The sequence below is a fragment of the Algoriphagus sp. 10J20-15 genome (assembly GCF_055809615.1).
Genome location: NZ_JBVVUG010000013.1, coordinates 30,740 through 49,545 on the forward strand (window position 1 = coordinate 30,740; position 18,806 = coordinate 49,545).

17 protein-coding genes and 1 pseudogene are annotated in these 18,806 nt (G+C 40.9%); 8 read left to right on the plus strand and 10 right to left on the minus strand.

Translation table 11 applies throughout. The features are described from left to right. The first annotated feature begins 6 nt into the window (after positions 1-6). On the plus strand, positions 7-1,491 hold the full coding sequence (locus AC0L6R_RS06700) for a mandelate racemase/muconate lactonizing enzyme family protein (protein ID WP_283412837.1): 1,485 nt from the start codon (positions 7-9) through the stop codon (positions 1,489-1,491). Positions 1,492-1,585: 94 nt separating this feature from the next. After that, positions 1,586-2,683 carry a bile acid:sodium symporter family protein gene (locus AC0L6R_RS06705; RefSeq protein WP_473270530.1) on the plus strand — a complete coding sequence of 366 codons (1,098 nt, stop codon included), beginning with the start codon at positions 1,586-1,588 and terminating at the stop codon, positions 2,681-2,683. A gap of 4 nt (positions 2,684-2,687) precedes the next feature. Here the strand turns inward: AC0L6R_RS06705 and AC0L6R_RS06710 are convergent, their stop codons facing one another. From AC0L6R_RS06710 to AC0L6R_RS06725, 4 genes are all read right to left on the minus strand, one after another. Continuing rightward, positions 2,688-3,107 carry a nuclear transport factor 2 family protein gene (locus AC0L6R_RS06710; RefSeq protein ID WP_473270499.1) on the minus strand — a complete coding sequence of 140 codons (420 nt, stop codon included), beginning with the start codon at positions 3,105-3,107 and terminating at the stop codon, positions 2,688-2,690. Between the two features lie 116 nt (positions 3,108-3,223). Further along, positions 3,224-3,721: a hypothetical protein gene (locus AC0L6R_RS06715; RefSeq protein WP_473270500.1), complete on the minus strand. Its 498-nt coding sequence runs from the start codon at positions 3,719-3,721 to the stop codon at positions 3,224-3,226. A 68-nt stretch (positions 3,722-3,789) separates the two neighbouring features. Then, a complete protein-coding gene (locus tag AC0L6R_RS06720) occupies positions 3,790-4,086 on the minus strand; it encodes a cupin domain-containing protein (RefSeq protein ID WP_473270501.1) in 297 nt (98 codons plus the stop codon). 255 nt (positions 4,087-4,341) lie between these two features. Beyond that, positions 4,342-5,208, minus strand: a complete 867-nt coding sequence (locus AC0L6R_RS06725) for a cation diffusion facilitator family transporter (protein WP_283412832.1) — start codon at positions 5,206-5,208, stop codon at positions 4,342-4,344. Between the two features lie 183 nt (positions 5,209-5,391). On the opposite strand from AC0L6R_RS06725, the gene AC0L6R_RS06730 reads away from it, so the two are divergent. Continuing rightward, positions 5,392-6,801 (plus strand): cellulase family glycosylhydrolase, encoded by a 1,410-nt coding sequence (locus AC0L6R_RS06730; RefSeq protein WP_473270502.1) that lies wholly within the window; start codon positions 5,392-5,394, stop codon positions 6,799-6,801. 51 nt (positions 6,802-6,852) lie between these two features. Here the strand turns inward: AC0L6R_RS06730 and AC0L6R_RS06735 are convergent, their stop codons facing one another. The 5 genes and pseudogenes from AC0L6R_RS06735 to AC0L6R_RS06755 all read right to left on the minus strand — a co-directional run bounded on the left by AC0L6R_RS06735 (position 6,853) and on the right by AC0L6R_RS06755 (position 12,203). Further along, complete coding sequence (locus AC0L6R_RS06735) at positions 6,853-8,088, minus strand: multidrug effflux MFS transporter (RefSeq protein WP_473270503.1); 1,236 nt, start codon at positions 8,086-8,088, stop codon at positions 6,853-6,855. A 359-nt stretch (positions 8,089-8,447) separates the two neighbouring features. Continuing rightward, positions 8,448-10,202, minus strand: coding sequence for an arylsulfatase (locus tag AC0L6R_RS06740; protein ID WP_473270505.1), 1,755 nt, complete (start codon positions 10,200-10,202; stop codon positions 8,448-8,450). A 401-nt stretch (positions 10,203-10,603) separates the two neighbouring features. Beyond that, positions 10,604-10,789, minus strand: a complete 186-nt coding sequence (locus tag AC0L6R_RS06745) for a helicase-related protein (RefSeq protein WP_473270531.1) — start codon at positions 10,787-10,789, stop codon at positions 10,604-10,606. 74 nt (positions 10,790-10,863) lie between these two features. Beyond that, positions 10,864-11,736, minus strand: a pseudogene (locus AC0L6R_RS06750) (DEAD/DEAH box helicase); the annotation flags it as partial. 38 nt (positions 11,737-11,774) lie between these two features. Further along, positions 11,775-12,203: a cupin domain-containing protein gene (locus AC0L6R_RS06755; protein ID WP_473270506.1), complete on the minus strand. Its 429-nt coding sequence runs from the start codon at positions 12,201-12,203 to the stop codon at positions 11,775-11,777. A 215-nt stretch (positions 12,204-12,418) separates the two neighbouring features. Here AC0L6R_RS06755 and AC0L6R_RS06760 point away from each other — a divergent pair, with 215 nt between their 5' ends. The 5 genes from AC0L6R_RS06760 to AC0L6R_RS06780 all read left to right on the plus strand — a co-directional run bounded on the left by AC0L6R_RS06760 (position 12,419) and on the right by AC0L6R_RS06780 (position 17,727). Continuing rightward, positions 12,419-13,000 carry a DUF7133 domain-containing protein gene (locus AC0L6R_RS06760; RefSeq protein ID WP_473270507.1) on the plus strand — a complete coding sequence of 194 codons (582 nt, stop codon included), beginning with the start codon at positions 12,419-12,421 and terminating at the stop codon, positions 12,998-13,000. Then, positions 12,939-14,972 (plus strand): DUF7133 domain-containing protein, encoded by a 2,034-nt coding sequence (locus tag AC0L6R_RS06765; protein WP_473270508.1) that lies wholly within the window; start codon positions 12,939-12,941, stop codon positions 14,970-14,972. The genes AC0L6R_RS06760 and AC0L6R_RS06765 overlap by 62 nt, the downstream gene beginning before the upstream one ends. Before the next feature lie 3 nt (positions 14,973-14,975). Then, positions 14,976-16,076 carry a sugar phosphate isomerase/epimerase family protein gene (locus tag AC0L6R_RS06770; RefSeq protein WP_473270509.1) on the plus strand — a complete coding sequence of 367 codons (1,101 nt, stop codon included), beginning with the start codon at positions 14,976-14,978 and terminating at the stop codon, positions 16,074-16,076. Between the two features lie 68 nt (positions 16,077-16,144). Next, positions 16,145-16,927: an SDR family NAD(P)-dependent oxidoreductase gene (locus tag AC0L6R_RS06775; protein WP_283412825.1), complete on the plus strand. Its 783-nt coding sequence runs from the start codon at positions 16,145-16,147 to the stop codon at positions 16,925-16,927. A gap of 257 nt (positions 16,928-17,184) precedes the next feature. After that, complete coding sequence (locus AC0L6R_RS06780) at positions 17,185-17,727, plus strand: DUF6705 family protein (protein ID WP_283412824.1); 543 nt, start codon at positions 17,185-17,187, stop codon at positions 17,725-17,727. Between the two features lie 544 nt (positions 17,728-18,271). Here AC0L6R_RS06780 and AC0L6R_RS06785 read toward each other — a convergent pair. After that, complete coding sequence (locus tag AC0L6R_RS06785) at positions 18,272-18,805, minus strand: dihydrofolate reductase family protein (RefSeq protein ID WP_473270510.1); 534 nt, start codon at positions 18,803-18,805, stop codon at positions 18,272-18,274. Between the last annotated feature and the right edge of the window lies 1 nt (position 18,806).

Genomic DNA, 18,806 nt, shown 5'->3' on the forward strand with positions numbered 1-18,806 from the left:
TTTAAGATGAAAAGCACATTACAACACCTTATTCAAAAGAGTAAGGAGCAGGAGCGGACTTATACAGCCCAACGTCAAGCAGAAATCGATAATCCCTTTACAAAAGATAACAGAAGAGATTTCTTGAAAAAAACTGCCTTAGGCGGGTTAAGTTTGACAGCACTCATGGGACTTAGTATAGAAGATACCATGGCTGAAACGACTAAGAATGTACGTCGGGCGTCAGCTCCTTCAGACTTGAAAATCACGGATCTCCGCTATGCTCATACCAATGTAATGGGGGGAACCGCAATCCTTAGAATCGATACAAACCAAGGTATTTATGGTTTGGGTGAGGTAAGGGATGGGGCTGATCCTAGGTATGCATTGATGCTGAAAAGTAGGATTCTAGGCGAAAACCCCTGCAATGTTGAAAAACTGTTTAAAATCATCAAACAATTCGGTGGGCAATCCCGACAGGCTGGTGGTGTTTGTGGGGTTGAAATGGCACTCTGGGACCTATGTGGCAAAGCTTACAATGTACCGGCCTGGCAACTACTTGGCGGAAGGTATCGTGATTCTGTACGTCTGTACGCCGATACTCCGGAGGCCAAATCTCCTGAAGAGCAGCTGAAGCTCATCAAATACCGAACTGAGGAGCAGGGGTATACTTGGCTGAAAATGGATGTTTCAATTGGAGAAATCATGGATATCCCGGGTTGTATTGTGAATCCAGAGATTTTCAAAATGGGTAAAAGTCAGTGGCAGGGCGGATACATGTCTTATGCCAACACAGCCCATCCATTTACGGGAGTACAGATCACTGAGAAGGGACTGGATGAGCTCGCCAAAATCGTAGATCATGTGCGTAGTATGGTGGGTTATGATATTCCTATTTCGACGGACCATTATGGCCATTTTGATTTGAATAACTGCATCAGGCTGGGGCAGGCACTCGATAAATATAGATTGGCTTGGTTAGAAGATATGGTGCCGTGGCAGATGTGGCAGCAGCATAAGACAATCACCGATTCTCTGAATACTCCTACCACCACAGGCGAGGATATTTATTTATTGGAATATTTCAAAGACCTGATAGATAATCATGCCGTGGACATTGTGCATCCTGATTTGGCATCCTCGGGTGGACTTTTGGAAACCAAAAGAATTGCAGATTATGCAGAAGAAAAGGGGATAGGGATGGCCATGCATCAGGCTGGCACTCCTGTTTCATTTATGGCAAATGTACATTGCGCGGCAGCTACGCAAAATTTCCTGGCACTGGAACATCACTCAGTGGATGTGCCTTGGTGGGAGGATTTGGTTACTATGACCGGCGGAGGCAAAATGATAGACAAAGGTTATGCGCCGGTACCTTTGGAGGCACCGGGCTTAGGAATTGAGCTGAATGAAGAAGTAGTAAAGGCACATTTACATCCATCGGACAGCTCATTTTTTGCACCTACGGATATGTGGAATGAAAAGCGTTCGCACGATAGAATCTATAGTTAAGAACACCTTTTTACTTATTGCCAAAAGACCCGAAGACTTACTTTATAACTGGTTTTCGGGTCATTTTCAAAAAGCTCTCACCTAAAAATATTTTATTTTGAACCCAAAAATCACCAAAGCTCTTTCTATTCTCAGCGGCTTATTATTGTTAGCAGCAATCGCTATCACGCTCTTTACGGGCATTGCAAAGGCAGGCTTTCTATGGATTGGCTTTTTCTTTATCTGTGCGATAGCATTTTTAGGTATTCCCAAACTTCGTGGATACGCCTACTCCATGATGATCTTCGGATCGGTTGCAATTGCCCTGTATTTTCCACAATACTTCATCGAATACAAAGGTTATAAGTTCAGTGCATCGATTGTCCCGCTGATTCAGATAATTATGTTTGGAATGGGGACTTCCATGAGCATCAAAGACTTTTTGGGTGTGGTCAAAATGCCCAAAGGAGTGCTGATTGGCGTTCTATGCCAATTTTCAATTATGCCTTTCATAGGCTATACACTAGCAAAAACAAGTGGTTTTCCTCCTGAAATAGCTGCCGGGATGATTTTAATCGGTTGTTCTCCAAGTGGTATGGCTTCGAATGTGATGGCATTCCTTGCCAGAGCTAATCTCGCATTATCAATTACTGTTACTTCGGTTACGACTTTATTAGCTCCTTTCGTTACCCCGTTTTTGATGGGCTGGTTAGCTGGCGAATTTGTAGCAATCGATGTTGTCGAAATGATGTTCAGCATTGTGAAAATGGTCATTATCCCAATTGGAGCAGGACTACTCTTTAATTATTTCCTTCGTGGAAAAGCCAAGTGGCTGGATGATCTTATGCCAATAATTTCTATGGCTGCCATAGCGTTGATTTTGGTGGTGATCGTAGCTGCGGGAAGAGACAGTTTGCTGGATATTGGACCTCTTCTAATAATCCTTGTTGTGGTTCATAATCTCTTCGGATATGTGCTGGGCTATTGGGCGAGTAGATTGTTTAGACTCAGCGAAAAAGATTGTAGAACCATTGCAATAGAAGTGGGAATGCAAAATGGAGGTCTTGCCTCTGGTATAGCAAAGGAAATGGGAAAGATGGCCACAGTTGGTCTTGCACCCGCGGTATTTGGGCCTTTTATGAATGTGAGTGGTTCTATACTAGCTTCTTATTGGCATAAAAAGCCGATAGAACCTGAGGAAGAAAATTCTTGATGATTTAAGGCAATTTATATGCCTGTCGGGCCAGTAATTTCCACTGGCCCTTTTCTTTCTGCCAAACTAGAATAACGCCGATTTTTATGGAGTTTGATTTTCCTCCGTCTAAGACATCAGCTACTAAATTATGGCGAACTATCGCTACGTCTTTTTCTACGTGTATAGTTTGGTCTTCAAAGGAAACCTTGGCAAAATCTGAAGCTCCACTTACTAAAGCATCTATAAACTGAGCTTGGTTTTCGAGTTTGCCGCTAGAGTGACCGTAGCTTAAATGAATGGAACTTAGCTCGCTCAGATTAGCTGCTGTAGGATCAATCAAGGCTAATCGCAGTTTTTCTACTTGAGATGCTACGTCCTTATCAGCTTGCGCAAAAGCTAAAGTTACTGTGAGAAAAAGGGCAAAGGTTAATAGGGTTTTCATGGGTTTTTGAGTTAATCTTATTTTTGATAATTAATGATTAAGTAATCATTAATCGATGGTGTTAAGGTACAAAAAATGGTTTTTGGATTGGTTTTTAGATTAGTAATATATGGACATCAAACCGCAGAAATATAGGCGTAGTACAGCTTGCATGCGTAAGCTGAATAGATGGCCAATTCTTCCATAGGTATATTCTCATTATGGACAAATACATCAAAGTTCAATTTATTAAATGAGTTTGTTGGGCTTAATGTCATTACACTCTCTCCGGCTTCTAAAGCAAGGTCAAATTTTAATTTCCATTTCCCCGAATTTTTTAGGATATAAGTTTCTTCAATCCCATCCTCATTTTCTCTCGATATTTTCAAATGAAGTTTTGAATTATGACTGATTTCGCCAACTTTTCTACGATTCTTTAGAATCTCAATTTTACCTGACCACCAGTTTTTAGGTTTGAGTTGTATTTTCTCACGATCTAGGTAGGTTTCAGCGACTCCGGAATACCAATTTTTGTATTTCAAGTCCACTAGTTTTCTCCCGTTAACACTCAGTTTAAAGCAACCTCTCATCGAAGTGGATTCTATTTTGAAGGTAGGTTTCTGTAATGTTTGCATACTCCTAGAGCTAATTTTGAGGTGAAATCTGATCAATTTGAGTGTAGATCCAGGTTTATATTGGCCTGCTATTTTTCCTGAACTATCGTAAAAATGTTTTTGTCCCTTATACCTTTTACTTCATGCTCTACCAATACAGGAATGTCATACGTGTCAAATTCCTTGAGATGAATGACTTTTCCGTTAATGTAGAATTCAAGTTCACCCTTCAGTACTGTAAGTAACGATGGACTATTTGCAGTGTGCTTTTTCAGAATTTGGTCGTGGAGCAATCCAATTGCGAAATAATTAGTTTTCTCGGTCCTCTGAATAGGACAGACGGAGGGTCTCTCATGGCCAAAGGCCAGATTTTCATAGATATTCATAGGAAAATGGGTTTATTGAAAAAGTTATAATACTCTATAATTTAGGTATTATTTCCCGGAATGACCCAACTTCCTTGTTCAGTCCCTTTTAGTTGGGAATGAATTTCCATCCTTAGATAAAGCGGCTGTACAGGCTTTGTTCAAGAGAATAGGCTAGCAATAGTGTACCGAAATAAGTTACTTTATGTATTGTGCTTTTGTTGAATTCTACCACATTTTCTAGTCCAATCAATTTGAAACCAAGAGTGTGAAGTATTAAAAAGGCTCGATATGGATTAGCACATTACCCAATTCAGGTATCTCAGCACATAGTTTGTCTTTGAGCAGATGAGAAATTTTGTGCCCTTCTGTTACCGTCAAATCACCGATTACTAGGGCATGAAGATCTACATGATATTCCATTCCTGCCTTCCTGATAAAACATTTTTCGGTCCCTTTTACACCCGGAACAGTCAAGGATACAGTGCGGATATGCTCGGTCAATTCTTCGTAGTTGTTTTCATCCATCACCTCACCAAGTGCCGGCCGGAAGATTTTGTAGCAGTTGAAAAGGATAAAAGCCACAGCAAAAAGCGCAGCGTAGTCATCAGCGACTTCATAGCCATCTCCTCCGAACAGCGCTATTGTAATTCCGATAAATGCCGCAACAGAAGTTATCGCATCGCTTCGATGATGCCAAGCCTCAGCTTTGAGCGAACTACTTTTCAATCTTTTACTCCTTCTCATCACTACATGAAAAGAGGATTCTTTCCAGATAATAATTCCTGCCAACACGAAGAGTGTAAAGGTTTCGGGCGACTGGTGCGGAGTGATGATATGCTGATAGGCCTGCCAGGCGATTGTACCTGCAGAAACAATCAGAAAAACTACAACCAAAAACGTAATCAGGGGTTCAGCTTTTCCATGTCCATAGGGATGATTTTCATCTGCTGGTCTTGAAGAGTACTTTAACCCAAAAAGGACTAGTATAGAAGAAAATACATCAACTACTGACTCTATTCCATCAGCTATCAGCGCATAGGAGTTTCCAAAGATGCCAGCCAGAAATTTTATTGCAGCCAGAGCAATATTTCCAAGCATACTAAAAATTACTGTTCTTACTGCAAGGTTTGAGTTGCTCATGAGGTGTACTGGTAATAGAATCGCAAAAGTAGGGATTATTCCTTTGCTTAAAGAATAGGAATAAACAAGGTTTTCAATATGCTAGTGCAAGCGTTAATAACAAATGAATCCCTTTTCGCTAACATTTACCCCCCTTCGTAAAGTACAGGATTGAATAGTTTTGGAAGGATGAAACTAAACCCTATGAATAACCCATTTAAGTTTTTGGCAAGACTGTTCGTTCTTTCACTTATACTTTTCTCCTGCGGGGAGAAAGAAAACCCCGTCACTTTTCTAGTATCTACCACTGAGCTCCAATTTGGGCCGGCTGAAGAAACTTTGGAGGTTACTTTGACAAGTAATCAACAATGGCAAGTGGAGATGAATGCATCATGGATTACCGTAATCCCAAACCAGGGCAACGGAAATGCTAAAATTTCCATAACAACAGCAGCAAACTATGCGAATGAAATACGAACGACGGTCCTAAATATAAGGTCTGGAGTCATCATCCAGCCAATTAAAATAACACAGGAGGCAGGTGAACCTCAATTTCCTGATTATTACATCCCGGCAGATAATACAGGCATGCGTGAAATTTCCAGTTTGGAATTGGCAGCTGAAATGGGAAAAGGATGGAATTTGGGTAATTCCCTCGAAGCAATAGGAGGGGAAACAGCGTGGGGAAATCCAAAAGTGACTAAAGAATTAATAGATGCTGTAAAAGCAGCTGGCTTTAATTCTGTAAGAATTCCAGTGGCTTGGAGTAAATTTTCAAATGCTACGGAATTTACAATTGATCCGGAATGGATGGCTAGAGTGCAGGAAGTGGTCGATTATGTGATAGATAATGATATGTACGCCTTGATGAATATCCACTGGGACGAAGGCTGGATGCAGCCGACTTTTGCGCAGCAGGAATATGTGAATAATCGCTTGGAGAAAATGTGGGTTCAGATTGCGCTGAATTTCAGAGATTATGACGATTACTTATTATTTGCAGGCACCAATGAGGTGATGATAGAAGGAGATTATGGTTCTCCAAAACCTGAATATTATCAAGTGCAAAATTCCTTCAATCAGACTTTTGTGGATGCCGTACGATCCACTGGCGGTAGAAATGCTTACAGAAATTTAGTCGTTCAGACGTTCAATACGAACATTGACCATGGGGTAAATTTCTTTGAATTGCCAATAGATGAAACTGAGGATCGTTTGATGGTCGAAGCACATTATTACGACCCGTATGAGTTTGCCTTGAGAGAGGATGAAATCATCACCCAATGGGGAGCCAACGCCACTGACCCTTCAAAAACCGCACCTTGGGGTGGTGAGGCACATGTCGACGCACAGTTTCAAAAGATGAAAATCAAATTCATCGACCAAGGCATTCCTGTTTTGATAGGAGAATATGGGGCTATCCAGAAGAAAGCTGCGGAGAATTACAGCTTTCTGATTGATTATCATAGCTACGTGACTAAAAGTATGACAGCCCATGGATTGGTGCCCTTCTATTGGGATAATGGATATGCTGGCGATTATGGGTTTGCACTATTTGACCGGAATAGCAGAGAGCAGATTTATCCTGATTTGATAAAAGCTATAACAAACTAGAAGTAAAAAGCCGGAATTCATTACGAACACCGGCTTTAGGTTTTATAGGCTTCAAGATGCAAAAGCTTCTTTATTGCGTTCCCTACTTATTGTTCCTGGAATAGTTTGGTCCATTTTTAAAACTATGAATCCGCCAACTGCACAAATTGCCATGCCCATCACCATGGGGAATGCTGTGCTAGCATGAAATAGGCTTACTATCGCCGTCACAATTCCACCTATTGCCATTCGCATACTTCCCAGCATCGCCGAAGCAGAGCCTGCAGCCTTAGCAAATGGAGCCATAGAAAGTGCGGTAGTATTTGGGCCATTTAATCCGTGGGCTGTTAGGAATACAAACATTAGAGCGATCAGCGTAAAGACGTTAAACCAATTAAAATAGACACCTGTTACTAAAATCAGCCCCACTGTCACTTGATAATGTAAAGAGAAATTAATGATCTGCTGACTCGAGTATTTTCGAAGCAAAATATGGTTTAGCTGAGTAGACCCTATCATTGCAAAAGCCAGAATAGCGAAAATCCAACCGAATTGATGCTCGCTCAAGCCGTATAAATTCATAAATACATCTGCTGAACTAGCGATGTAGGCAAAAGGTGCAGCTCCGGCTATCCCGCCTGCAAGCATGTACACCAAGAACTGGCGGTTTTCAAGAACTTTTATGTAGCCTTTCCAGACCTGCTTAGGTTTTAGAGAGATCTCTTTGTCCGGAAGGGCACCCGCAGGAAGTACTACTACAGTTGCAATCCAAATAATAGCTGTAAGTACTGCAAGAATGATAAATACCCAGTGCCAATCGTAGGCTGCCGTCACAAAGCCTCCCAAGGTAGGTGCGATCATAGGAGAAACTGCGATCACCAAAACGAGCAAAGACATCGCTTGTGCAATTTTCTTCACTGGGAATATGTCTCGCACAATTGCCTGTGCTGATACCATTCCTGCACAACCGCCGATAGCCTGGAGAAAGCGCATGAAAATCAAGTTTTCTACAGACTGGGACATAGCACATCCGATAGAGGCTAAAATATAAATAGCCAAACCTGCATAAAGAGGTTTTTTGCGTCCGTATTTATCCAATAAAGGGCCATAAAACAACTGGCCAATTGCGATACCTACAAGGTATGCGGTTAAGGAAAGCTGAATATTTGAAATAGGGGTATTCAGATCCCTCGCCATTTCAGGAAACCCCGGAAGGTACATGTCAATAGAAAATGGGCTGATTGTACACAAGGCACCTAGTACCAAGACAATTTTAAAGTATTCCGTTTTGCTATATTTCTTTTCCACCCTAAAAATTATTTGATCTTAAAACTCGGAGTATCTGAGGTAAACAGGGGTAGATGTTAATGAGTTCGTAAATATCTGGTTATTTTTTTATGGAATAATCAGGGTAAATTGTAGTGTGTTGAAAAATCATTAATCTGAATAGATTTTGTTAACATGTAACTGGATTCAATTGGATTATTCTGAATGTTTACAAATTCACCAAAGAATGCATGTTGAGTTAATTTGATCCTTTTCTGTAATTTTCATTTTTTCTATGCTAAACTGAGAAATAAATCAACTCAAGGCTAAGGAGATAAAGCAGCGGAGATAGCTAATCTTTAATGTTCTTGCAAGTAGGCCTCTTATTGTATTTGGGTTAGTTATTTTTTCTCAAGTTCAACCCAAAAAGGGAAATATCGTTGCCCATCCACTTCATAAAAAGGCAGTAACTGCCCTTCGGTAGCTTGGAGAGAGACTCCTTTCATTTCAAATATGTCCACGTCTTCTCTTGATTTATCAATAGCGATGTTGGCATAGTTGGAAGTTTCAATGGTCATTCTTCCTTGGGGAGGAACTGGTTTGATAAATTTCACGCGTATGTCATATACGCCAGGCTCGACCTTTACATTCCAATAACCAAATACATCCTCCTGCGCCCAAATTCCCCGCTCACCTGCAGCATCATTTCTATTTAGAAAAATTGGGTTTTCGGCTGTACTTCCAACATGTATGAGTGGAGGATTTTTTTGGTTTTTCTCATTGATTAGCTCCAAGTAGAGCGCATCCATTTCGGATTTCAATTCCTTTGCTTTTGATGAATTTTTTGAAGAAAGATTATTTAGCTCATAGGGGTCTTCATACAGGTTGTATAAGTTGAATTTTTCGCTTTCTGAGTTGTATTCCGTATTCCCCACTAACTTCCAGCCCGCTTTTTGGATGGAAATATTTTGGTAAAGCTCAGGATATTTTCTAGTCCAATACGTAAAATAACTTCGGTCGTTGATTGAAGTATTTTCGCCATTAATCAAGGGCACCATACTTTGACCATCTATTTTCCGGTCTTTTGGCAACTCAAATCCACAGAGATCCGCTAGAGTCGGTAACACGTCCAAATGTGCTGAAAGGTTAGTGACTTCTTTGTTGCCACTAAATCCTTCAGGATATCGGATGAAAAAAGGAGCTTTCACACCACCTTGAAAAACACTGCCTTTACGGCCTTTAAGTCCTGCTACATATCGCTGCTGCTGTGGGCCATTATCAGTCATAAAAATGACAATAGTATTTTTCTCAATTCCCAGATCCTCTAGCTTTTGAAAAAGCTTTTTTAGATTATCATCGATATTTTCCACCATAGCATAGACCTTTCGAGCATCCTCTTTGTCTTTTTCAGACATGGGATAGAAGGGCTTGCCGTCAGTACCAAAGCCAGCTGAAGGATCGACGTCCATATACTTTTGATAATACTCATCAGGGACCTGGAGTGGGGTATGTGGGGCGTTAAAGGCCAAATAGGTGAAAAAGGGAGTATCCTTATTTTTCTCAATAAACTTGATCGCTTCGGCTGCGAAAATATCTGAGCAGTAACCTACATAACTTTCTTGCTCGTTATTATGCCAAAGCACCGGATCAAAATAGCTTCGATCGTCTTGGTAATAAGTGGTAAAATCTCCGACTTGCCCCATTCCGCCCGAAAGATGAATCAAGGATTCATCAAAGCCCTGGTCGCTCGGTCGCATAGGATAATTATCTCCCAAATGCCATTTTCCAAAGATTCCAGTTTTATAATTATTTGATTTCAACAGCTCCGCAATGGTGATTTCACTGCTTGCCATCATCGCACCACCATTATATGTGTCCCGAACACCGGTTCGCAAGGAATATCTTCCAGTCATCAAGCTCGCCCGGGTAGGAGCACAAACTGGAGAAACATAGAAATTGGTAAACCTTACACTCTCAGCCGCAAAAGCATCAATTGCAGGTGTATTGATATGTGGATTGCCATTTACCGCCAAATCCCCATAGCCCTGATCATCGGTGATAATTAGGATGACATTTGGAGCTTGCGAGTTTTGCTGGGCAAAGCTGAACTGTGAAGCGAAAAGTAAAAGTATAAAAAAGGTGCGTTGGACATTCATTAGACTATAGTTAATGCTTGATGATAGTCTAAAGTAGCTTATCTAAGTCGAAAAGCTATGCTGTGAATCGAATTCGTTTAAAATATGGATCGTGCCTTAGACACAAATGATCATGGAAAAATTGGGCATCACACCTACTGACTGACAGGTTTGAAGTGATCATTGCCCAAAAATAGATAAGGCACCAGTAAATGATGAGCCATTTTTTTGAGTTGGTACTCTCAAATAAGTTGAGCCCCTTGCCATCGGCAAGGTCAATAGAAGCCCAGAATGAAATTCTGGGTTGAAATAGAGTTGGATGATTTTATGAGTGCCAAAGGCACGATCAATAACCCTAAAACTCTACGATTCTACGACGACCTTCAAATCTTCCTACGTCATTGCTAGGGGAAATTGTCAGCCTAAAAATCAATCTCATCTATACTTCTCAGCTGCACATGTTTCTTCATCTTCTTTTGGATGATTTTGAAGTGGTGCAAATCTTCTTCAGCTATCAAGGAAATAGCCTCTCCAGTTGCTCCGGCACGACCTGTTCTCCCGATTCTATGCACATAATCCTTCGGTGACCGCGGTAATTCATAATTGATGACCGGGGCAAAAACTTGATATCAATTCCCCTGGCTGCCAAATCTGTCGCAACAGAGATCCTGGTTTTTCCGGATTTGAAACGGTGCAAAGCTTCAGTTCTAGCGCCTTGGCTTTTGTCTCCATGAAAAGCCAATGCATCGATTCCGTTTTTGTTGAGTTTGGTGACGATGTTATTCGCTGCTCTGATGGAGGAAGCAAAAACCAAAATCTGTGACCAATCACCAGAATTGATCAAATATCGGAGAAAAGGGCCTTTTTGCTCCATCGGAACTCGGTAAGCATACTGCTCGATAAGATCAGGAGAAACGGTATCTGGCTCAGCAGCAATCCGAACAGGATCATGAAGCATTTCGTCGATCAGTCCTTCTACAGATTCTTCAGTAGTTGCAGAGAAAAGTATGTTCTGGCGCTTCTTTGGTAGTTTTTCTAAAATCATATCCACTTCCTCTTTGAATCCCATATTCAACACCTTGTCCGCTTCATCCAATACCAGAATTTCAACTTGATTCAGATTTAGAGAATTTTTAGAAAGCAAATCAAGCAATCGTCCGGGAGTAGCAACCAGGATATCTGTTCCGTAGATTTTCATCATCTGCGGATTGATAGAAACACCTCCGAAAACGGCCAGTGCCTTGACAGGTCGAGATAAAAATCTAGCGAAATTCTCAGTCACTTCTGCCACCTGACTTGCTAGTTCACGGGTTGGGACAAGCACTAAAATCGGGATCATTCTACCCTTGTTAATAGGCTTTTCCTGAAGTCTTTGGAGAATGGGGAGGATGTAAGAAGCTGTCTTTCCAGATCCTGTTGGGGCTATTCCTAGTACATCCTTTTTTTGCAAAATAGCCGGAATAGCTTCTATCTGAATAGGATAGGGGCTATCATAGTTGGCTTTAGTGATTGCTTCAAGTATCTGCTTGGAAAGTCCTAAATCTGAAAAGTTCATGAATTTATATTTTGGTCAAAGTTAAGGCTTGGAAGTTACTATTGCACTTTTTCAGTAATCTTCATCCCTGCACTTCCAGCATAAAAGACAATTATCTCTGCATCTTCATCGCCTAGATTTCTACCTAAATGCTTTTTGTTCACTACTTCCACAATTGGGTCGCCTGCTTTCATTGTCAGCTCATTTCCATCTTCATCGATTACAAAAAGCTCTCCTTTCAGAAGTACACCCGCATTGATGACTGGATGATAATGAAGAGGAAGTTCAGAATGTGCTGGAATGGTGATTTTTAGAATAGAAATTTCTGGCTTAGAGGTTGGGTATTGGGGTAAGGAATCTCCATTCCAAGAAAGTTCTGATTTGATGAGTGTTACCGAAGTTGGAGCGCGCTTTTCCCAAACTTCTTTTTTGATAACATAAAATGAAAACAGAAATAGGATTGCAACTAGTAGTATGTTTTTCTTCATTTTGACGTTTTAAAAGTTGAAAATGAATATACCCATTATGTCTGTTAAAATTTTCATTGGGTCAGCAATGAATAATCAAGCCATTGAATTAATTCTTTCTTGCGTAAGTAAGTAATATGTTTAAAATTGTATCTGTCTTAAGTTGACTAGCCAAGATATTAGAGGTTAGCGACTTTAAGCGCTCTCAGCTCAAACCCAAAATACCAATTTGTAGTATGTCGATTATTCGTATTGCTTCGTCTTTTTTGATAGCAATAACCTTATTTTCTTGTTCCAAATCAGTACAAGAAGACCCTTCAAACCCTTCTCCTGCCCAGTCTGCTGAAGAAGAATTAGAGACTTTCCAATTAGAAGAGGGATTTCAAATCCAGTTAGTTGCCGCCGAACCTATGGTTGAGGATCCGGTTTTTATCACATTTGATGAAGATTCGCGTCTTTGGGTAATTGAGATGCGTGGATTCATGACTGACACGCTTGGATCGGAGGAAGATAAACCTATCGGGAGGATTTCGGTGCTGGAAGATGAGGATGGAGATGGGGTGATGGATAAAAGCACAATTTATCTTGATAGTTTGATCATGCCTCGTGCACTCGGTTTTTTTGCAGATGGGGTTTTGGTGTCTGAAAACACAGCACTTTGGGTTACCAAAGATCTGGATGGAGACCTGAAAGCTGATACAAAAGTTTTACTGGATTCAACTTATGCATCTTCTGGTAATCCTGAGCATTCGGATAATGGCTTGCTTAGAAATGTTGATAATTGGTATTACAACGCTAAAATCCAGGCTGAGATATAAATACCAGGATGGCGATTGGATTAGAGATACTACGGAGTTTCGTGGTCAGTGGGGCATCAGTCATGACGATCAAGGCCGCTTATTTTATAATTACAATTGGTCGCCGTTACATGTGGATCTGGTTCCACCAAACTACCTTTCTCGCAATCCCAATCATTCTCCAACTATAGGAATTGATTACGGCGTCAGCATGGAGCGTAGTGTTTTCCCTATTCGTCAGACGCCAGCAGTCAATCGAGGCTATATTCCTGGAGTCCTAAGCGATGACCAGCGCTTGATGGAGTTTACTGCAGCCTGTTCTCCATGGATTTATAGAGCGGGACTTTTTCCTCAGGAGTATTACGGAAATGCCTTCGTTGCTGAACCTGCCGGTAATTTGGTGAAGCGAAACATCATCAGCCAAACCGGCAATGTTTTGGAAGGAAAAGATCCACACTCGGGAGTTGAATTTTTAGCATCAACTGATGAGCGTTTTAGACCTGTTGACTTTGCAACTGGGCCGGATGGTGCACTATACATCGCAGATATGTACCGTGGTTTGATTCAGCACGGTGAATATTTGACGCCTTATTTACGGGAGCAAACAATCGGGAGAGGATTGGAGATGCCAGTTCATCTAGGTCGAATTTGGAAAATAGTGCCCAAGGGTAAAAGTAAAGTAGTACAGCCAAAGCTTTCAAAGAATAGCAATGATGAATTGATCGCATTTCTTTCAAATAGTGATGGCTGGTATAGAGATATGGCTCAGAGACTTTTGGTGGAGCGGAGTGATACAAGTGTAAAAGCGAAGTTAATGGAGCTCGTTGCTGATTCAAAGTCCACCGAACTAGGAAGATTTCATGCATTGTGGACCTTGGAAGGACTAAACCTGCTCTCAGCAGATTTCCTTTTATCAATCTTCGAAAATTCTTCAGGATTGATTCAAAGTACAGCTCTTAGATTATTGGAGCCATTTGCATTGCAGTCTAATGCAACCAAAGTTAGACTTACTGAGGCTATGGAAAAGGTAGCTGATTCTTTCACCTCACAGGAAGCACTGCAACTTTCGCTGAGTAGTTATGTATTGGAGTCTTCGGAATATGAACATGTGCTTTCTGTTATTTTCACCAAATACGGTGATGATCCTTTAATTCGCGATGCGATGATGAGTAGTTTGGGCGGAAGGGAATATGATTTCCTACATAAGCTTTGGCAATCCGAAGACTGGAAAGTTAAAGGTCAGACCAAAGAGATTTTTCTTGAAACACTAGCCAGTGCAATTATCAAAAATGGAGATCAAAAAGAAGTAAAAGGTTTATTGGCTTTGGCAGACGAAAAAGAACTAGGCTGGAAGGAAAATATCCTGATCTCAGGAATGTCCATTCAGGCGGCCAGCCTCAAAGATCGGAAGCCTATTCTGTTATCTTCAGAGCCGTCATTTTTCAAAAGAACTGATCTGCCGATTGATGAAAGTCGAGTGGAGATGCTGAAGCGAATGTTTGCTTGGCCTGGCTATACTCCTTCCGAAGTGAAGCTTGTAGCCAATCAGTTGGATGAGAAAGCACTTGAGCAATTTGCTGATGGTCGACAGAAATTCCTGGTGACTTGCGCAGGATGCCATGGTTCAGATGGAGCAGGTGCTCCTAGAATGGGACCTCCTTTAGTTGGATCTGAGTGGGTTTTAGGTAACGAAACTAGGCTCGCGATGATCTTGTTACATGGGTTGGAAGGTCCAGTGGAAGTAGCTGGCAAAACCTATGATGCTCCGGATATTCTCCCAGTTATGCCTGCACATTCCACCATGGATGATGGAAGTATTGCAGCGATTTTGACTTATATTAGAAATGAGTGGGGCAACAAAGCTTCACCCATTTCGAGTCGTACCATTGGTAAAACCCGGGTGTCTACTCAAGGAAGAGTTTACCCGTGGAAAGCGGACGAACTAGATGAGTACATAGAGTCATTACCTCCTGTGGAAGCTCCAAATCCGTAAGTTATGATCAGTTCTAACCCCAGTCTTTCGAGCTACAATTCAGACCGAAGGAATTTCATAAAGACTGCTGGGCTTGGGGCAATGGCACTGACTTTTTCTCTACCAGCTATGCCAGATGACTTAAAGGTTGTACCAATGGGAGTGGTAGTGCATTCCTATGGAGCTAGGTGGCATTCGAAGGATGGCAGTCAAAAGTATCCGGGTTTTGCCGATGCGATAGAAATGATGGAGCATTGTAAGCAAATCGGTGCTGGTGGCGTACAAGTTATAGTAAGTGGTTGGGCACAGGATTTTGCAAAAAAAGTAAGAGATAGAAGAGAAAAGCTAGACTTATATCTGGAAGGAAGTATTGGGCTTCCTAAGTCAGGTGATGAAATTTCAGAATTTGAGTCTGATGTATTAGCTGCCAAAGAAGCTGGAGCTACTGTTCTTCGTACGGCATGCCTTAGTGGTAGGAGATATGTGGATTTTAAAACTGCTGAGGAGTTTATAGCCTTCAAAGAAAAGGCGCTGAATTCTATAGAATTAGCTGAACCCATTGTGCGAAAGCATAAAATGAAGCTAGCTATAGAAAATCATAAGGACTGGCATGCTAAGGAACTCGAAGCGATCATCCTAACTCTTGGCAGCGCATGGGTGGGAGTTACCTTAGATTTTGGAAATAACATATCTTTTCTGGAAGATCCGATGGAAGTTATCAAGACCTTGGCTCCTTATACCTTTTCCACTCATGTGAAAGATATGGGGGTGAAAAACTATAAGGATGGATTTCTACTTTCCGAAGTGCCACTTGGCGAAGGAATTGTTAATTTGAAAGCTGGAGTCGACTGGTGCAGGAAATTCAATCCTTCGCTTACCTTTTCATTGGAGATGATTACCAGAAACCCTTTGGAAATCCCTTATTTGACTGATGAGTATTGGGCTACTTTTGAAGATGTTTCTGCAAAGAATACTGCAAAAGTACTTCGTAAGATAAATGAAAACCTCTATTCTGGAGAGCTTCCAAATGTAAGGGGCCTAAGTGCCGAAGAGAAGTTGGCCTACGAAGAACAAAACGTGGTGTCTTGTCTGAATTATAGCCGAAATATCTTAGGCTTGGTTTAGTGAATTAGAATTTATGAGTGAAAGTATAATCGATAATTGACCGTTAACCTATATGCCACATCAAAATCATGTCACAGAAATTACCCGGAATTAAGCTTTTTGACCTAAGTGGAAAAGCTGCCATCATCACCGGCGGATCCAAAGGACTCGGCTTAGCCATGGCAGAGGGACTTGCCTCGGCTGGCGCAAATGTGATGTTGGTCAGTAGAACGCTGAAAGAGGGAGAGGAATCAGCTCAGAGGATTGCCGAACTCTATGGCGTGAAGGCTATAGCTTTTGAAGCAGATGTAGTGAATAAAGAGCAGACAGAAGCGATGGCTAAAGCTGCCTTTGATGCTTTTGGGAAAATAGATGTCTTGATTAACTCCGCTGGAATCAATATTCGAGGTGCAATAGATGAATTAACCTTGGAGGATTTTCAGAAAGTGATGGACATCAATGTGACCGGAACTTGGCTTTGCTGTAGGGCTGTAACACCTCACATGAAAAAAGCCGGTAAGGGAAGTATTATCAACCTAGCAAGTACTTTGGGATTGGTCGGTTTATCAAATAGAACTCCCTATACTTCCAGCAAAGGCGCAGTGGTTCAGATGACCCGGGCGCTTGGATTGGAGTTTGCCCCATTCAATATCAATGTGAATGCAATTTGTCCTGGACCATTTTTGACAGAAATGAATTTGCCAATTGCAGATACTGAAGAAGGAAAGAAGTTCGTCGTCGGAGCTACAGCACTAGGTAGATGGGGTAAGTTGGAAGAAATTCAGGGTGCTGCGATTTACTTGGCTTCAGATGCAGCGAGCTACATGGTGGGTTCCATGCTGACTGTGGATGGAGGCTGGACGGCGAGGTGATTTTATCTTAACCTGACGTAATGGTTCTGCACGACTTTGTCTAATAAGGTTATTGATTTGATGCATTCAAAAACCAGTTGCTCTGTTAACTCTACAAATTCTACTTTACAGAATGAATTAGGATTAATTAATTTTCTTAATGCAACAGGTTGTGGACTTACCTTATCTAAAGGTGAGTTATCAAATTTTAACTCCTGGAACAAAATTGGAACTAATCGACAAGGAACCAATATCGTAACACTAAATTGCAATTAATTATGAAAGTACTAAATTATATTACAATCTATTTAACAATAGTTTTTACACTAGCTGCTAGCCCAATATTCGCTCAAAATCCCAAAAATGAAGAAAAGCTAACAGATTTAGAAGGGACTTGGTTTTATAAAGATGAGAGAATTGACTTTACAGTTACTCTAGTGTTTAAAGAAGTAAAAGTTTCAGAAACAGAGAAACAATTTGTGCTTGGCTACATCAAATTGATTGTGGACGGCAACCTTGTTCATAATGATCTAGAATTTGTTGAATTCCTACATTCCAAGGATAAGTTTGATTTCAATGAAATATTTCTCACAAAAAACCCTGTTAGAACTCCACCAGTTATTTTCTCTTCCAATGGAAAAGGAATAATTGGAGGTTTTCAAATTTATGAGAAAACAAAAGGTGTTACCATTGAACCAGTCTTTCAAGGGGGAAATCTAATTTGGAATTTCCCAAGTTTTGTGGGTCCAAAACGAATTATTGATCCTGATCACATTCCGGCAGTACCATCCACTTGGGTATTAAAAAGAGTGGAAGAATAGGAATCTATAATCTAGCAAGAAGAGGCTGTTTCATAAGCGGGAACAGCCTCTGCTAGGTATAGAGATAGGCGTTCAGCAAGGGATTGTTTGCTACTTGGCTTACCTAATTAAAAGAATTATTCACTTTAGTCAAGATCGTGTCATCATCAAAGTTCTTGGTTCTACCCTTAAGTTGGTGTAACACATGGTTCTTAATAGGCTCAAATACAGATGGACAAGCAACGATGATAATTTTAAGGCTGAATATCTGTGCCCTATATAGGGGATTCAACTATTAGCTAGGTCATCCTTGAAAGACGTCCACTAAATTCTTGATAGAAACACTTTTTGGAATTGTACTCTATTCATATGAACTAGTTTACTTGGAAGGAATCTAATCACAAAATTTGATCAGGTTAATTTTTGGTTTGTGGTAAATACTTCTTCGTAACTATAGATGAGGGATGGACGACGAGGTGATTTGAGGAGGTTTTATGTCTCGCGTCGGCGCTCCCGACAGCTGTAAAGGATGCACTACGGTTTATTCGGTATAGTGCACTTTGAATTACTTGACTCTAACGAAATGGTTTTGCACGACTTTGTCCATAAACAGCGTTGATTTGACGCATTTAAAAATCAATTGCTTGGGTAAATCAGCAAACAGAGGAACTCCGGATCCTAGTAAAACTGGAATTGTTGTAATAATCATTTCGTCGATTAAGTCTTCTTTCAGAAAGCTCTGAATGGTCTTTCCTCCATCGATGTAAAGGTTTTGAAAGCCTTTGCCGCGTAGTTCTGAAAGTACTTCTGTGATACTTCCCTTGACAAGAAAAGCTTTCCCTTTAAATTTTTCTGGAATCTCGGTCATGGAACTGCTCCACACAAAAACAGGCTTGGTGTAAAACCATTCTCCCTCAAAGTCTGAAACCACCTTAAAAGTATTTCTTCCCATTAAAAGCGCATCCATGCGGGAAGTGAAGTCATTAAAACCTGTGTCGATTTGGTCGATTTCCGGAAAAGTAGAAAGCCAGTCCAACTCATCATTTTTTCCTGCGATGAAGCCATCCAGACTAGTGGCTATAAATACACTGTTTTTCATA

What these genes read in the sequence shown, in the direction of transcription:
- AC0L6R_RS06720 (WP_473270501.1), bottom strand. Translation starts at nt 4,086, where the DNA reads ATGAATATCTATGAAAATCTGGCCTTTGGCCATGAGAGACCCTCCGTC.
- AC0L6R_RS06775 (WP_283412825.1), top strand. Translation starts at nt 16,145, where the DNA reads ATGTCACAGAAATTACCCGGAATTAAGCTTTTTGACCTAAGTGGAAAA.
- AC0L6R_RS06780 (WP_283412824.1), top strand. Translation starts at nt 17,185, where the DNA reads ATGAAAGTACTAAATTATATTACAATCTATTTAACAATAGTTTTTACA.
- AC0L6R_RS06770 (WP_473270509.1), top strand. Translation starts at nt 14,976, where the DNA reads ATGATCAGTTCTAACCCCAGTCTTTCGAGCTACAATTCAGACCGAAGG.
- AC0L6R_RS06740 (WP_473270505.1), bottom strand. Translation starts at nt 10,202, where the DNA reads ATGAATGTCCAACGCACCTTTTTTATACTTTTACTTTTCGCTTCACAG.
- AC0L6R_RS06785 (WP_473270510.1), bottom strand. Translation starts at nt 18,805, where the DNA reads ATGAAAAACAGTGTATTTATAGCCACTAGTCTGGATGGCTTCATCGCA.
- AC0L6R_RS06760 (WP_473270507.1), top strand. Translation starts at nt 12,419, where the DNA reads ATGTCGATTATTCGTATTGCTTCGTCTTTTTTGATAGCAATAACCTTA.
- AC0L6R_RS06715 (WP_473270500.1), bottom strand. Translation starts at nt 3,721, where the DNA reads ATGCAAACATTACAGAAACCTACCTTCAAAATAGAATCCACTTCGATG.
- AC0L6R_RS06765 (WP_473270508.1), top strand. Translation starts at nt 12,939, where the DNA reads ATGGCTTGCTTAGAAATGTTGATAATTGGTATTACAACGCTAAAATCC.
- AC0L6R_RS06710 (WP_473270499.1), bottom strand. Translation starts at nt 3,107, where the DNA reads ATGAAAACCCTATTAACCTTTGCCCTTTTTCTCACAGTAACTTTAGCT.
- AC0L6R_RS06755 (WP_473270506.1), bottom strand. Translation starts at nt 12,203, where the DNA reads ATGAAGAAAAACATACTACTAGTTGCAATCCTATTTCTGTTTTCATTT.
- AC0L6R_RS06700 (WP_283412837.1), top strand. Translation starts at nt 7, where the DNA reads ATGAAAAGCACATTACAACACCTTATTCAAAAGAGTAAGGAGCAGGAG.
- AC0L6R_RS06725 (WP_283412832.1), bottom strand. Translation starts at nt 5,208, where the DNA reads ATGAGCAACTCAAACCTTGCAGTAAGAACAGTAATTTTTAGTATGCTT.
- AC0L6R_RS06730 (WP_473270502.1), top strand. Translation starts at nt 5,392, where the DNA reads ATGAATAACCCATTTAAGTTTTTGGCAAGACTGTTCGTTCTTTCACTT.